At 64.0% G+C, this 14,640-nt stretch carries 12 protein-coding genes; 3 read left to right on the forward strand and 9 right to left on the reverse strand.

Features of this window, described 5'->3' with window-relative positions:
- Window positions 1-56: 56 nt before the first annotated feature.
- From lipA to sucB, 4 genes are all read right to left on the reverse strand, one after another.
- Entirely contained in the window at window positions 57-1,112 is a 1,056-nt protein-coding gene (lipA, locus tag JZY06_RS00175; protein ID WP_330616981.1) for a lipoyl synthase, read from the reverse strand.
- Window positions 1,113-1,255: 143 nt separating this feature from the next.
- The gene (gene lipB / locus JZY06_RS00180; RefSeq protein ID WP_207117471.1) at window positions 1,256-2,023 is read right to left on the reverse strand and encodes a lipoyl(octanoyl) transferase LipB; all 768 of its coding nucleotides are present in this window, start codon (window positions 2,021-2,023) and stop codon (window positions 1,256-1,258) included.
- Between the two features lie 178 nt (window positions 2,024-2,201).
- Window positions 2,202-2,942 (reverse strand): TetR/AcrR family transcriptional regulator, encoded by a 741-nt coding sequence (locus JZY06_RS00185; RefSeq protein ID WP_242516457.1) that lies wholly within the window; start codon window positions 2,940-2,942, stop codon window positions 2,202-2,204.
- 416 nt (window positions 2,943-3,358) lie between these two features.
- Entirely contained in the window at window positions 3,359-5,434 is a 2,076-nt protein-coding gene (sucB, locus tag JZY06_RS00190; RefSeq protein ID WP_207117473.1) for a 2-oxoglutarate dehydrogenase, E2 component, dihydrolipoamide succinyltransferase, read from the reverse strand.
- A 129-nt stretch (window positions 5,435-5,563) separates the two neighbouring features.
- On the opposite strand from sucB, the gene JZY06_RS00195 reads away from it, so the two are divergent.
- Window positions 5,564-5,968 carry an oxidoreductase gene (locus tag JZY06_RS00195; RefSeq protein WP_207117474.1) on the forward strand — a complete coding sequence of 135 codons (405 nt, stop codon included), beginning with the start codon at window positions 5,564-5,566 and terminating at the stop codon, window positions 5,966-5,968.
- 697 nt (window positions 5,969-6,665) lie between these two features.
- On the opposite strand, the gene JZY06_RS00200 is transcribed toward JZY06_RS00195, so the two are convergent.
- Window positions 6,666-8,231: a leucyl aminopeptidase gene (locus tag JZY06_RS00200; RefSeq protein WP_330616982.1), complete on the reverse strand. Its 1,566-nt coding sequence runs from the start codon at window positions 8,229-8,231 to the stop codon at window positions 6,666-6,668.
- Between the two features lie 391 nt (window positions 8,232-8,622).
- Between JZY06_RS00200 and JZY06_RS00205 the strand changes: the two genes are divergently transcribed.
- Window positions 8,623-9,735 (forward strand): branched-chain amino acid aminotransferase, encoded by a 1,113-nt coding sequence (locus JZY06_RS00205; protein WP_207117476.1) that lies wholly within the window; start codon window positions 8,623-8,625, stop codon window positions 9,733-9,735.
- 189 nt (window positions 9,736-9,924) lie between these two features.
- On the opposite strand, the gene JZY06_RS00210 is transcribed toward JZY06_RS00205, so the two are convergent.
- The 4 genes from JZY06_RS00210 to JZY06_RS00225 form a co-directional block, all read right to left on the reverse strand.
- Window positions 9,925-10,980 (reverse strand): adenosylcobinamide-GDP ribazoletransferase, encoded by a 1,056-nt coding sequence (locus JZY06_RS00210; RefSeq protein WP_207117477.1) that lies wholly within the window; start codon window positions 10,978-10,980, stop codon window positions 9,925-9,927.
- 181 nt (window positions 10,981-11,161) lie between these two features.
- Window positions 11,162-12,211 carry a nicotinate-nucleotide--dimethylbenzimidazole phosphoribosyltransferase gene (gene cobT, locus JZY06_RS00215; RefSeq protein ID WP_207117478.1) on the reverse strand — a complete coding sequence of 350 codons (1,050 nt, stop codon included), beginning with the start codon at window positions 12,209-12,211 and terminating at the stop codon, window positions 11,162-11,164.
- A gap of 147 nt (window positions 12,212-12,358) precedes the next feature.
- On the reverse strand, window positions 12,359-12,898 hold the full coding sequence (locus JZY06_RS00220; protein WP_207117479.1) for a bifunctional adenosylcobinamide kinase/adenosylcobinamide-phosphate guanylyltransferase: 540 nt from the start codon (window positions 12,896-12,898) through the stop codon (window positions 12,359-12,361).
- 146 nt (window positions 12,899-13,044) lie between these two features.
- A complete protein-coding gene (locus JZY06_RS00225) occupies window positions 13,045-13,761 on the reverse strand; it encodes a DUF3043 domain-containing protein (protein WP_207117480.1) in 717 nt (238 codons plus the stop codon).
- A 387-nt stretch (window positions 13,762-14,148) separates the two neighbouring features.
- On the opposite strand from JZY06_RS00225, the gene JZY06_RS00230 reads away from it, so the two are divergent.
- The gene (locus JZY06_RS00230; protein WP_207117481.1) at window positions 14,149-14,493 is read left to right on the forward strand and encodes a HesB/IscA family protein; all 345 of its coding nucleotides are present in this window, start codon (window positions 14,149-14,151) and stop codon (window positions 14,491-14,493) included.
- The last annotated feature ends 147 nt before the right edge of the window (window positions 14,494-14,640 follow it).

Consider the following 14,640-nt stretch of genomic DNA (forward strand, 5'->3'; position numbering starts at 1 on the left):
CGGGCGATGAAGCGCAACACACCGGTTGCCGGGAAAGCCCGGGAGGCGGGCGTCCGCTACTGCGCTTTACGGGCGAAACTGGTCACCGGGGTGTCCTCGGAGGCGCCGTATTTGTCCAGCAGTGTGGAGGCTTCCTGGGCGGTGGTTCCCTTGGTGGTTTCCGCCAGGTGGGAAAGATTGTCCGGCAGTTTCTCCCCGCGGGCCTCCAGGGCCTGGGCGTACAGTCTGCCCGCCCGGTAGGAGGAACGCACCAACGGCCCGGACATGACACCGGCGAAGCCCATCTCCGTGGCTGCGGTGGCATGGTCGACGAATTCCTCGGGTTTCACCCACCGTTCGATCGGATGGTAGAGCGGGCCGGGCCGGAGGTACTGGGTGATGGTGAGAATATCGCAGCCGGCCTGGTGCAGATCCTCCATCGCCGAGACCACCTCGTTGGGGGTTTCACCCATGCCGAGGATCAGATTCGACTTTGTCACCAGCCCGTAGTCGCGGGCGGCACGGATGACATCCAGGGAGCGGTCATAGCGGAAGGCGGGACGGATTTTCTTGAAAATCCGTGGCACGGTCTCCACATTGTGCGCGAACACTTCCGGCCGGGCTTCGAAGACAATGTCCAGCAGGTCTTTTTTCCCGGAGAAATCGGGGGTGAGGTTTTCCACGCCGGTATGCGGGTTGAGTTCGTGGATTTTGCGCACCACTTCCGCATACAGCCAGGCTCCCTCATCATCCAGGTCATCGCGGGTGACCCCGGTGATGGTGGCGTAGTTGAGGTCCATCTCGCGGATGTTTTCTGCCACGCGGCGGGGTTCATCCCGGTCCAGCGGCTCCGGTTTCCCGGAGGCGATCTGGCAGAAGTCGCAGCGGCGCGAACACATCGACCCGCCGATCAAAAACGTGGCTTCCCTGGATTCCCAGCACTCGTGCAGGTTCGGGCAGCCAGCTTCCTGGCAGACTGTGTGCAGCGACGCCCCGGAGACACGTTTTTTCATGTCCGTGAACTCGGGACCGGTTTTCGCGGTCGTCCGGATCCACCGGGGTTTTTTCTCGATGGGGGTTTGGCTGTTGCGCGCTTCGATGCGCAGCAGTCGGCGTCCTTCTGGTGCAGTCACGGACCCCACCCTACAGTGACAGCCCCCGGGCACTTCAACCCGGCGAGGCCGTGCCCGCCGGCGATGGCAGTCAGACACCGCCCCCGCACGGTGCTGTGCCGGGCTGTCTAATACACATGCGCGGGTCTGGGCACGCTGATATGTCAGCGGCTCCCGCGCCGGTGCCCGGCACAGGGATCGGGTGCGTGTCCCAGAGTATGGTCGGCCACGGTGATGCTGCCGGACAGTGTGGCGTCGAGGGCGTCAAGTACCAGCGGGGCCATCTGTTCACAGGTGACCGGATGCCCCAGCTCCTGTGACAGGGTTGTCACCGCCGCGTCGTCAATACCGCAGGGCACGATGTAGTTGTAGTACTCGAGGGTGTTGGTGCAGTTCAATGCCAGCCCGTGCATGGCCACCCCATGGGTGACCCGGATCCCCAGGGCGGCGATTTTACGGTCCGGGCGGGACTGCCCGTCGGCTTTCAGCCACACCCCCGACCGGCCGTCGATGCGTCCGGCCCCGGCCAACCCGACCCGGCGGACCGCCACGATCAGGGCTTCTTCCACCCGGCGGACATAGTCGACCACATCGATCGGGTCGGCCAACGCAATAATCGGATAGACCACCAGCTGGCCGGGACCGTGCCAGGTGATCCTGCCCCCACGGTCGACATCGATGCACTGCGGCCCGGCAGTTGGCCGGTCGGAGTCCTGGGTTCTTTTGCCCGCCGTATACACCGAAGGGTGTTCCAGCACCAGGTAGGTGTCGCCGATATGCCCCCGGTGACGTTGATCGGCCAAATCGGCCTGCATCCGCCAGGCATCCAGGTAGTCGACTGTGCCCAGAAAACGACGGGTGACCTTATGCTCCGAATCCCGGCGGATGGGGCGGTCGGGGCGGAAAAACGGTTGGCGCGGTGCGGTGCTCACCCGACAAAGACTAGCCGCGCCGTCACCGATAAACAGCAACCGCCCCGGCTCTGCCGGAGCGGGGACTGGCCGGGTGTGCGATCGCCGGGGACAACAGCCGGTGCGGCAAGGCCCGCGGTTGTGGTGGGGACCCCATGCAATCCGGCGGGGCGCTTAACTTTTTCCGGCGGATGATCTGTCAGAACACCGGCATCGGGAATGGCACGGGAGTGTCGAAGTCGAGTCCGTCCAGCGGGGATATCTCCCCGACGGTGTCCTCCATCGGATGGGGGATGATCTCCAGGGGGTAGTGGAGGGTGTCGATTTCCGCGTGCAGCGACGTGTCGTTTTCGCGGGCTTTGCGCGCGGCCTCGAAATGCGGCTCGTAGACGTCGATGAGGGTGTTCCACACTTTGGTGGCTTCCCCGTCGCTGTCATCGAGGGAGCGGTTGGTTTCCAATGTCGCCAGACCGTAGGCCGACGACCACACCGCATAGGCGATCATGCGGTTGGGGGCGATACTGGACAGTGGAACGTTGAGCCACTGGGAGGTTTCCACCAGCAGCTGGCGCCACTGGCCTTTCTGCAGGGCTTCACATGAAATCGAGCCGGTCATCACCAGCCGGTACAGCTCCGGGTGGGACACGGCGGCCTGGCGGAAAGTCATCACCAGATCGCGCAGCCGGTAGCTGCCGTCCTCGTGTTCGGTGGCCCACATGGCGTAGCCGACATTGAGCAGCGAGTCAATGGTCAGCAGTGCGCGAAGTTCATCTTTGTTGGCGGTGTGCTTGTACAGCGACGGTGCCTTGATACCGACACGGTCGGCCAGAATGCGCATAGTCAGGGATTCCCAGCCGATTTCCTCGGTCAGCTCCCGTGCGACAGCGATAATCTCTTCCGCACGGCGGGAACGCTTGGGGAGAGTGGGGGGTTCGATCATCACGGAGTTAATTGTAATCCTTTCCCTGACGAATCATAGTTATTCAGCTTAAGTAAAAGCATTATGTGACCAAATGGCCAGGGAACAAGCCGTGGCCGAAAAACAGGGCCGAAAAGCACGTGCTCGACTTCTGTACCCGTCCCACAGGACACAATTAGATACTATCAAAGCGTCACTGGTTGGGGGTATACAGGATGAGGCAGAGAAAAACGGCCACGCCGACATGTTCGCCCTGAGGCTTATCGTCGAGCTGTGCCCGCATCCGGCAGGGGAGGGTACGACGCCGCTGGGTGCCGTGGGTGTTTCCAAACCCGCAAAGGGACGAAACCCGCCGGGAGCCGGAAAGACGGCACCGCCCCGCCGGATGGGATCCGGCGGGGCGGTGGTGTCGCGTCAGCGGTGCAACCGGTTGGAACCTAGAGTTCGAGATCCTCGAGGAAATCCGCGGTTTCCAGACGGTCACGGACAGTGGTCATGAACCGGCCGGCGTCGGCGCCGTCGACGATCTGGTGGTCGTAGGTCATCGGCAGCAGCACCATCTGGCGGATGGCGATGGCATCGTTGCCGTTTTCAGTGATCACGACCGGGCGTTTGACGATCGCACCCGTACCGACCATGGCGGCCTGCGGCGGAACCAGGATCGGGGTGTCGGTCAGTGCGCCTTCGGAGCCGATGTTGGTGATGGTGAAGGTGCCGCCGGACAGATCATTCGGCTTGAGCTTCATGGTGCGGGCGCGCTCGGCGATATCGACAATCGCCTTGGCCAGCTCGACCAGGGACATGTCCTGGGCGTCGTGGATGACCGGGGACAGCAGACCGTTTTCGGTGTCGACGGCGATACCCAGGTTGACCTTGTCGTGGTAGGTCATCTCCTTGGTCTCCGCGTTGTAGGAGGCGTTGACATTGGGGTGCGCCACCAGGGCTTCGACCATGGCCTTGGCGAAAAACGGCAGGTAGGTGAGGTTGACCCCGTGCTTGTCGATGAACTTCTGCTTGTTGGCTTTGCGCAGTTCGGCCACCGCGGTCATGTCCACTTCGTGGACCTGGGTCAACTGGGCTGCGCCGTGCAGGGACTCGAGGGTCTTCTTCGCGGTCAGCTCGCGGATACGGTTGACCTTCTGGGTGGTGCCACGCAGTTTGGCCTTCTCCGGATCAACCCGCTTGGTCGATGCGCGGGACGCGGACTTGCCGGAGGGCTGAGCGGCAGAAGCATCACCGGATGCGGCCTGTCCACCTTCAGCGGCGGCGAGCACATCCTGCTTGCGGATACGCCCACCGATACCGGTGCCTTCGACAGTGTCGAGATCAACGCCGTGCTTGTCGGCCAGTTTGCGCACCAGCGGGGTGACATACACGGAAGAGCCGGACGAACTCTTCTTCGGCGCAGGCGTGGAGTCCTCCTTGGGCTGCTGTGCCGGCTTTTCTTCTTTCGCCTGTTCGACAGTGGCGTTGTCGTCCTTGGACTCGGACTCCCTGATGGCTTCCTCGGAGGGAACCTCCTTGTCCTCTTCCGGCTGGTCGTCGCCGGAGGGGGATGAAGGCGCGGCGTCCGGGTCGCCGATGCGGACGATCACGGAGCCGACGTCGACGGTGTCGTCTTCTTCAGCGAGTATCTCGACGATGGTGCCCGCCACCGGGGAGGGGACTTCGGTGTCGACTTTGTCGGTGGAGACCTCCAGCAGCGCCTCGTCGACCTCGACGGTGTCGCCGACGGATTTCAGCCAGCGGGTAATGGTGCCTTCGGTGACTGATTCGCCCAGTTCCGGCATTTCCACATCGGTGGTTTCCCCGGATCCGCCAGATGATGTGGGGGTAGCTTCTTCCTGCTTCGGCTCATCCTTGGCGGACTCGTCCTTGGCGGGTTCTTCCTTTTTCTCCGGCTGGTCGTCGCCGGAGGAGGAGGGTTGGGCGTCCGGGTCGCCGATGCGGACGATCACGGAGCCGACGTCGACGGTGTCGTCTTCTTCAGCGAGTATCTCGACGATGGTGCCCGCCACCGGGGAGGGGACTTCGGTGTCGACTTTGTCGGTGGAGACCTCCAGCAGCGCCTCGTCGACCTCGACGGTGTCGCCGACGGATTTCAGCCAGCGGGTAATGGTGCCTTCGGTGACTGATTCGCCCAGTTCCGGCATTTCCACATCGGTGGTTTCCCCGGATCCGCCAGACGACGGCTGCGGGTCCTGCTCCTGCTGGTCGGCTTCGTCGGCGGAATCACCGTCACTGCCGTCGGGCGAGTCAGCTGCACCGGCTTCGTCTTCTTCACCGATCTCACAGATCACTTCGCCCACATCGACGGTGTCATCCTCGTCGTACATGATTTTCAGGATCACGCCGGCCGCGGGGGAGGGAATTTCGGTGTCGACTTTGTCCGTGGAGACTTCGAGCAACGGCTCGTCGGTTTCTACGGTGTCACCGACCTGCTTCAACCACCGGGTGATGGTGCCCTCGGTGACGGATTCGCCCAATTCGGGCATCTCGACGGATTGCGCCATGTTGTCTGACTCCTAAAGAAGAAAAAGTGTCGTAAAAGGCTCTCAAGTATTTGAGACTACCGTCTAGCCCGGCGGCATGTGTCGTTGCGGTGGCAACCGGTGCCCCTAGGCCTTATAGAATCACTTCCCGTGTTTGATTTTCTCAAGGGCAGAAAGAAAAAAGACGGCCTCGCCCCGCCGCGTGGCCCGGGTGGCAAGATCCGGGACCATGACCTTTTTGACCTGCGCAACTGGGCCCGGGGGAGAGCTTTCGTGGAGGCTTTCGTCGAACCGGAGACACTCGTCAACGAGATGAGTGTCGTTGTCGTCGATGAAAACGGTGATTTCATCCGCCGTCCCATCGGTGGGCCGAAAGGAATCGACATTGTGGCTGCTGAGCTGGCCTGCCCCATCTATGACGTGGAGGAAACCGGCTACCCGCAGCGTATGCGCGAGCGCATTGAACGGGAGCGGATCCTGCGCAAACGGGCGGAAGCGGCGGAACGCCGCCGCCGCTTCGAAGAGGGGAAAAACCCCTACGGGGGCAGTGAATAAGGCGGGCGCACTTCACCCCCACCACCCCCGGATGGGGTTTTCCGGTGGTGGCTGGGGCTGTGTGAACCACGCGTTGGACATCACCGGAAGGCCCCCGCACCGCGGGTGCTGTGTGCCGCTGTTGTCCACCCGTCCCCGGCCCACCGGGGACGGCAGTCAGCGGGCGGGGTGGGTATGAGGGGTGCATACCCGGCGGCAGTTTCCCGCCGATGGCGGGCAGGATTCCGGTGCCTGCAGCACACGCGATAGATCGGTGTTTTCTGTTTGGGTGGGCCGGGCTATGCGGTCCGGCTTTGCGGATTCCAGGGGTTGTTGAGCTGCTTGCATAGGTTCCGCGCGTTACTGTGCAGCCGGTGGGTGGTGTTTGTGGCCTCCGCCCGGCCGACAGACAGGAGAAAATAATTCCGTGCTGTCTCGACGACAACGTCCACGATGCCATCGTCGGCGGCACCGGTTGTGACGGCGTAGCCGTGTGCCCAGCGGGGAAAACTGCATAACCCGGCGTCCGGTGGTGGGCACTGGCCACTGCGGCTGTGGGGCCTGGTGGGGCATCGGCACGCTGTGCGGGGCGCGGACAGCCAACGCCCCGCCGGATCCGGCGGGGCGTTGGGGGAAAGAATATTTTTCAAGCTGCGGCCCGGTGGCCGGTTACCACCCGGACCGGCCGCCGGGGTTTTTCACAGAAGGACCCGCCGGTTCAGCCGTTGTCGGCGATATCGGCCAGGGTGGCCAGAATGGTGCGCACCGGGCAGCCGGTCGCGCGTTTGGGGCTGTAGCCCCACGGGGAATCCTGGTTGTAGGCGGGTCCCGCCACATCCAGGTGGGTCCATTCGACACCGTCGGCGACGAACTTTTCCAGGTAGGCGCCGGCCGCCTGCATCCCGGCCCAGCGGGCCTTGGCGATATTGCGCACATCGGCGATATCGCTGGAGTAGACATCCTTTTTCACTTCTTCCGGAATCGGCATGGCCCAGGCTGTTTCACCGACGGCGCGCCCGTGGGCGGCAACCCGGTCACGGAAATCATCCGACCCCATCACACCGGTGGTGCGGGTGCCCAAAGCGACCAGCTGCGCGCCGGTCAGGGTGGCGGTTTCAATCAGATAATCAGGCTTGTCCTCGCAGGCCCGGGCAATCGCGTCGGCGAGCACCAGACGGCCTTCCGCATCGGTGTTGAGTACCTCTGAGGTCACCCCGCCGTAGTGGCGGATCACATCGCCGGGTCGCTGGGCGCTGCCGCCGGGCATGTTTTCGGCCAGCGGCACCGTGGCGGTGACCGCCACGTTCAGCTTCAAACGGGCCGCACCCACCACCGCGGCCACCACCGCGGCAGAACCGGCCATGTCACTGGTCATGGCATCCATATTGGCGCCCGGCTTGAGGGATATGCCGCCGGTGTCGAAGGTGATGCCTTTGCCGACCAGAGCGACGGTGGTGGTGGCTTTTTTCGGCTGGTAGCTGATGCGCACCAGCCGCGGGCTGCGGGAGGAACCCTGGCCGACGGCGACAATGCCGCCGAAGCCTTTCTTTTTCAGCTCCTCGAAGTCCAAAACCTCCACTTTCAGCCCCTCGGCTTTGGCGGCTTTTTTGGCGATTTCCGCATAGGAGGCCGGGTACAGATCCAGCGGCGGGGTGTTGACCAGATCGCGGGCGAAACACACCTGTTCGGCGTTGATCAGCGCCCGGACAAACACTTCCTTGGCCTTTTTTTCGGCTTTTTTGGCCTGTTTTTTCTCCGGGGCGGTTTCCCCGGCGATGGCCTGGACGGTGTGGATGAACGCCACTGTCTCGACCGGTTTTTTCGCTGTCGCCGAATCGTCTTGTTTCCGGTAGCCGGGGTAGTGGTAGCCGCCCAGGACAAATCCCTCGACCGCCGGACCCAGTCCGAAAGCGCCGATGGTGGTGGCCACGCTGGCATAGCCTTTCAAACCGCGGGCGGCGACCCCGGCGGCGCGGCGCAGCGTGTCTTCCTCGACATCATCGCTGTCGCCCAAACCGATGGCGGCCACCGTCGGCACCCCGGTGGCTTCCAATCCGGGCACGACAGTCAATTCCTCTTTCGCGCCGGTGGCACCCACATTGACCAGCTGACGCCAGATTTCGATGTCGACTTCATCGTCGAACAACCCGGTGCCCGCCAGTTCGAGTCCGTCCTCACCGGTGAAACAGGCCACCAGCAGGCAGTCGGTGCCCTGCGGAATCTCGGTGGTGAAGCTGGCATGGGGGATATGGCCTGTGACCGGCACTGATGTGATCTCTGACACGGGTAAACTACCGTCCTTTGTGATGAAGATGTGCGGTTGTGGTTGACAAACCCTGTCGGGCGGGGAGCCGCCGGCGGTGGCAGTGGTTTCGGCCATGTGCCCGGTGGCTGTCGGAGAGCAACCGGGGCCTGCGACTCCCGCCCGTGGCTGTCCCCGCCCACGATACGCACCACACCGTCACCGGTGACGCCCGGGCGGTGGCTGCGGTGGGCTGGCGCACACCCCGGGCATCCATCCAACGGAACCGGTGGGAGGCCATCGGATGGTCTCCGGTCTGCACCCACCCCGCAGTGTCCCACTGTATGGGACGGTCGGGGGTGGCTGTGGCAGCGACCGGCCCAGCGGTGGCCCCGGGCGTGCGCGGGGCCGGTTGGTACTACAGTTGGTTTTTATGTCCACGCAATTTACTATCACCCGCACCGACAACCCGACACCGGATGAGAAAGTCGCCGAGATTCTGGCGAACCCCGGATTCGGCAAGCACTTTACCGACCACATGGTTCTCATCGACTGGAACCAGACAGACGGCTGGCACAACGCCCGCGTCGAGCCCTACCATCCGATCACCCTGGATCCGGCCTGCACTGTGCTGCACTACGGCCAGGCCATCTTCGAGGGCCTGAAAGCCTACCGGCAGCCCGACGGATCGATCGCCACGTTCCGTCCGGAAGCCAACGCGGAACGCTTCCGCCAGTCGGCCAACCGCATGGCCATGGCGGAACTGCCCGATGAGCTGTTCCTCGAGTCGCTGCGCCAGCTGGTTGACATTGACCAGCGTTTCGTTCCGGCCGCCGGCGGGGAGGAAGCGCTGTATCTGCGCCCCTTTATGATCGCCAGCGAAAACTCCCTCGGCGTGCACCCGTCACTGTCCTACACCTACCTTCTCATCGCCTCCCCGGCGGGCGCTTACTTCGCCAGGGGCGTCAACCCGGTCAGCGTGTGGCTGTGCGAGGACTATGTGCGTGCCTGCCCCGGTGGCACGGGGGCCGCGAAATTCGCCGGCAACTATGCCGCCTCGCTGCTGGCCCAGGCACAGGCCGCGGAGAAAGGCTGCGACCAGGTGGTGTGGCTGGATGCCATCGAGCACAAATATGTCGAGGAAATGGGCGGCATGAACCTGATGTTTGTCTTTGCCGAAGAAGGCAAGGACAAACCGGTGGTCCACACCCCCGCCCTGTCCGGGTCCCTGCTGCCCGGTGTCACCCGCCGGTCGCTTTTGAAGGTGGCCGAAGACATGGGCTACGAGACCGCTGAACGCCGCATCACCACTGCTGAATGGCGGGAGCGGGCCGAAGACGGAACGCTGCTGGAAGTGTTCGCCTGCGGCACGGCCGCGGTGATCACCCCGGTGGGGTCGGTGAAATCCCGCGAGGGCGATTTCACCATCGCCGACGGCGGTGCAGGCACGCTGACCATGGCGCTGCGCGAGCACCTCACCGGCATCCAGCGCGGCTCGCACAGTGACGACCACAATTGGATGTACACCCTGATTCCCGCCGCCTAGACCGGCTGGAGGGGCCTGGAAAAAACCACCGGGCCGAAAAACCACGCACGGGCGCCGCCGCCTGGTGATCTTTTTTCCGCTTGCGCGGAAAAGACAACAGGGGCGGCGCCCGTGGCGCCTGGATTGCGTCCCCGCCGCGGCGACCGCCGGGGCGGGGGAGAAGGTTTCAGGGGACAACACCCCGCGCAATCAGTAGCCCGCCACCGGCAGCACCAGCGGGGCGGCGTAGATGACCAGGGTCATCACCAGTGCGCTCACCGCCGCGGAGATCTCCACCGTGCAGCCGATGCAGTCGCCGTTCAAACCACCGAAACGGCGCGACAGCCGGGCCGCCCAGACAAAAGCGACAGCCACGGTAACCAGCAGGGCGATACCGGGGGCGGCAATGATCCACTGCGCCCATTCGGTGCCGCCGGGGTAGCCGACGAAGAGCATGTCACCGAAGTTCAAGGGCAGCGATCCGGCGACCAGGAACGTGTAGATGACGATGGCCGCCACCACCCAGAAACCGACCCACCGCTTCGGGATGGTGCCGATGAGAAGGGCGCCGAAATTGGTGGCCGAAAAAGGCCTGAAGGGGCGTGTGGCGCACACCATGCCGCCGATGCGGGCGGCCACCGGAATCATGGCCACCAAAGCCATCCCGACACCGGGAACCCCATAGGTGAGCAGGGCGTGGATGGCCGCGACCTGCAGGCCGACCACGATGGCGGAAAAACCCATGCCCAGTGCGCCGGTGGAAGAATCGGCCACAATGGCCCGTGCTTTCTCCGGGTTGCCGTAGCTGCCCAGGGCGTCACCGACATCAGCCAGGCCATCCAGATGCATCATGCGGGTGACAATCGCCCACAGGGCCACCACCAGGATGGCGGTCAGCAGACCGGGAAAAGCCAGCCATGCGCCCAGGCCCGCCACCACGAACGTCAGCACCGAGAGCATGATGCCGACAAAGGGCAGAAAAGCCATCGCCCGCCGCCCGCTGGTGCGGTCGAACTCATCGCGCATCGTACTGATCGGGATGATCGTCACCCACGACAGGATTGTCGACAGTCCTTCGGCAAACCAGTGGGGCCGGTCGGAAAAGGTTTCATTGCCGACATCCGGAAAATCGGGTTCCGCGTCGCCGTCACCGGTGCGCCGGGTGCCGGCACTGTCGTGGTGGTCGGTGGTCTCGGCCGCGGTCTCCCCGGCGGTGTCGTCAAAGTCGTTGTCGTCGGGGCGTGTCGGCCCGCCTTTACCTGACATCGGGCAGCTCTCTTTCATCTCGGGCAGTAACAGGTCGGGGAAACGAATAAAACAGTGGGGGTGGAAACTACGGTGCTCCGGCATGCGGGAGCCTTTTTTCAAAAAGTGCCGTGCGCGGACCCCTACTGGCCAACCTAGCCTGATGGGGTCACCGGCTGCCAACCGTGCGTGGTCGCGACGGCTACTGGGTGGACTGCGCCACCCCGGACTCGGCGAAGGTGGGCATGTCGACCATAATGTCGACGGCCATGGTCACCAGCGGCAATGCCGCCACCGCCCCGGTTCCCTCACCGAGCCGCATGTGGAAATCGATCAACGGCACCAGATCAAGTTCTTTCAGGGCAAACCCCTGCGCGGGTTCGGCTGAACGGTGCCCGGCGATCCACCAGTGGCGTGCCCCCGGGGCCAGCCGGTTGGCAGCCAGGGCGGCGGCCGCGGTAATCACCCCGTCGAGTATCACCGGGGTGCGCCTGACCGCGGCCTGCGCCAAAAAAGCGGCCATGGCTGTGATATCCGGGCCGGTGACCATGCGCAAAAGCTCGACAATATTGTCCCGGTGGTTCCGGCTGCGGAACATCGCGTCACGCACGGCGGCCGTCTTTGTCTTCCACCCCTCGTCATTGATACCCGAGCCGCGGCCGACCACCGCCACCGGTTCCTTGTTGAGCAGACATCCAACCAGGGCCGCCGACGGGGTGGTGTTGCCGATGCCGATCTCACCGGCGATGAGAAGATCGGCGCCTTTGTCGACTTCCTCGTCGCACAGTTTTTGGCCGATTTCTATTGCGCGGGCGACCTCGTCGTCGGTCATGGCGTCCTCCCGGTCGATCGACCCGCAGGAACGCCGGATGCGGTAGGGTCCTTCCGCCTCGTGGTCGAGGGAAATGTCGGCCACCCTCACCCGGGCACCGGCGGCCCGGGACATGATGGCGATACCGGCAGTGCCGTTGACAATATTGTCGGCCACCGCCAATGACACCGACTGCGGGAAAGGCGACACCCCCTGCGCGGCCCCGGCAATGCCGTGGTCACCGGCGAAAACAACCACCGAAGGGTCGGTGATCTTGCGGGGTGGAACCTCACCCTGGCAAGCGGCGATAAAGCAGCCGATGTCTTCCAGCCGCCCCAGACATCCCTGGGGTTTGGTCAGCTGGTCCTGGTACTGGCGGGCGGCGATCAAGACCCTCTCATCCGGCGGGGTAATCGGGGGATAAAGCTGAGCGGGATCCAAAAAAAGTCCTAACATTTCGGCCGGGAAGGCCTTGGTGTGCCGCCGGGTGACGACGGGGAGGAAAAACAGCTGGCGGTGAGAAAAACAAATAAACCGGAACCCCATGGCTGCCGGGGGATGATCCCTATCCGGCGGCCGGCGGGGAAGCTACCCCTTCAACGATAGCCGACAGCCGGCCACCACCAGCTCCACGCGGTCGCAGGCGGCGGCCACGCCCGCATTCAACTGGCCCAGTTCATCCCGGAACAGCCGCGCCGATGCATGCTCGGGAATGACCGACAGACCAACCTCCGGGGAAACCAGCACCAGGTGATGGTCCGGGTCGGCGGGATACTCCGCCACCGCCTTGACCAGTGCGCTGGTGCGGGAGGACACCGTGCCGCGCGGCTTGTCCCAGGCATCGTGCTGGTCGAGCACAAAAGTCAGCCAGGTTCCCAGGTCATCGACCAGCACCACTCCGTCAGGAGGGGTGGTGAGAACATCGACCGCATCCCGGTTGTCGATGGTGGTCCACTCTGCCGGGCGGCGCCTCCGGTGGGCGGCAATCCGGTCCGCGAAATCATCGTCCCCCGGCCACGGGCGGGCGGTGGCCACATAGGTGACCGGCAACCGTCCTATACCGCCTGCCAGATATTCGGCGCGGGCGGACTTGCCGGAGCGTGCCCCGCCCAAAATAAGTGTGCGCATGGTTTTCACCCAACCCGATATCCCGTGCTGCCGTCAATACGGGGTGCATTTAAAAAAACAACCGGTCCGACACACAGGAGTGTCGGACCGGTACACACCCGCGACGGCGCAGCGCCATCTGCCGGAACCCGGTGGGGGAGATGAGACTATTTCTCCGGTTTCCCGCCCAGTCCCACCTTCGGCTTCGGGGTTCTGAGCTTCCGCGGCTGGGAGGCCCGGGAATAAGCGTAAAAACCAAGCGAGAGTTTCGAATCGGTGCACTCCGGGTGGGCGGCCAAAGCAGCTTTGGCGGCGGCGCGTCCCAGCCAGATTCCCTCAATGGCGAACAAAATGATCGAAATCATGCCGAAGATCGACAGATAGGCCGAAATCGCCGGGAACTTCCCGCCGATGATCAGCGAGATCAGCAGCACCACCGCAATCGGCAGCATCAGCGAATTGTAAAAACGCCTGCTGTCAACCCAGTCCCGGACAAATGCTTTCGCCGGACCCCGGTCTTTGTCCAGCAGGTAACGCTCATCGCCGCGGTCAATGGCCTTGCGGGCTTTGTCGGTGGCGCGTTTGCGCTCCTCTTTCTGCTTGCGCTTGTACTGCTTCCACTCCTGCTTGGTCATCGATTCCTTCAGCGCCTTGCGGCGGGCCCGGGCTTCAGCCGGGGTTTCCGCGGGCACCACAGGATCGTGGCGGATACCTTTGGCGCGCTCAACCTCATTGCGTCTCGGGGTGGGGCGACCCTTTTTCGGGGTATAGCCTTTGGGCAGGTGACCGGTGTCATCGCCGGTGCCCGCGGTGCCGGACCCGTCGGCGGTGCCGGTGGCTGCTGCTTCGCTGTCGTCGCTCGTTTTATTCCAGGGAAGTTTCACGCCCCATAGGCTACAGGTGACCACCGACTGATTCCGCCACAACCCCACCACCGTGACCGGTGTGGGACACGCCCCGGCAGCCGTCGGGGGTCCGGAAAAAGGACAACAACTCACCAAGCAGGGCAGGGGAATAATCGCCCCGGCCGGACTGTTGAAGTGGGTGCCGGGCAACCGCGCCGATCAAGACGTAGTAGATTGGTGCCACACGCCACCCCACCGCACGACGGTGCGGTGGCGGGCAACCGATCCGCACCGACCGCACGCACCCCTGCGCCACCGCGCCGGAAAAACAGTGCCGCGGCCGCCCCGGAGGGGCCCGGACGCCGCAGGTACCCGGGCGGCGGCGGATCAGCACACAGACGTTTCAACAGGAGAAAACAGTCAACCATGACAACACCTGAGACCCAGACCGGTGTCATTCTCACCGAGGCCGCTGCTGCGAAAGCCAAAGCTCTGCTCGCCCAGGAAGGCCGCGATGATCTGTATCTGCGTATTGCCGTGCAGCCGGGCGGCTGCGCCGGACTGAGGTACCAGCTGTATTTCGACGACCGGGAACGCGACGGCGACACCTTCGACGTCGTCGACTCGGTGCGCCTGGCCGTCGACAAAATGAGCAAACCCTACCTGGTTGGCGCCCGCATCGATTTCGCCGACACCATCGAATCCCAGGGCTTTACCATCGACAACCCGAACGCCACCGGCTCCTGCGCCTGCGGCGATTCCTTCAACTGATACTCGGGGGCCAGGCCTTATTTTCGCTGCGTGCAATCACGCGCTCCATTAAAAACACCCCGGCGACCCGTGTGCGCGACAGGCAACAGCACAGCCTGCCCATGGCACACGGGTCGCCGCTGTCGCTGCAGTGTCAGTGTCTGGGGC

This window comes from Corynebacterium mendelii, from assembly GCF_017307055.1.
In the GTDB taxonomy this organism is placed as follows: domain Bacteria; phylum Actinomycetota; class Actinomycetes; order Mycobacteriales; family Mycobacteriaceae; genus Corynebacterium; species Corynebacterium mendelii.

Bases quoted from the DNA above. Each gene is read 5' to 3' on its own strand.
- JZY06_RS00185 (WP_242516457.1), bottom strand. From the start codon at position 2,942: ATGATCGAACCCCCCACTCTCCCCAAGCGTTCCCGCCGTGCGGAAGAG.
- sucB (WP_207117473.1), bottom strand. From the start codon at position 5,434: ATGGCGCAATCCGTCGAGATGCCCGAATTGGGCGAATCCGTCACCGAG.
- JZY06_RS00205 (WP_207117476.1), top strand. From the start codon at position 8,623: ATGTCCACGCAATTTACTATCACCCGCACCGACAACCCGACACCGGAT.
- JZY06_RS00210 (WP_207117477.1), bottom strand. From the start codon at position 10,980: ATGTCAGGTAAAGGCGGGCCGACACGCCCCGACGACAACGACTTTGAC.
- JZY06_RS00220 (WP_207117479.1), bottom strand. From the start codon at position 12,898: ATGCGCACACTTATTTTGGGCGGGGCACGCTCCGGCAAGTCCGCCCGC.
- JZY06_RS00230 (WP_207117481.1), top strand. From the start codon at position 14,149: ATGACAACACCTGAGACCCAGACCGGTGTCATTCTCACCGAGGCCGCT.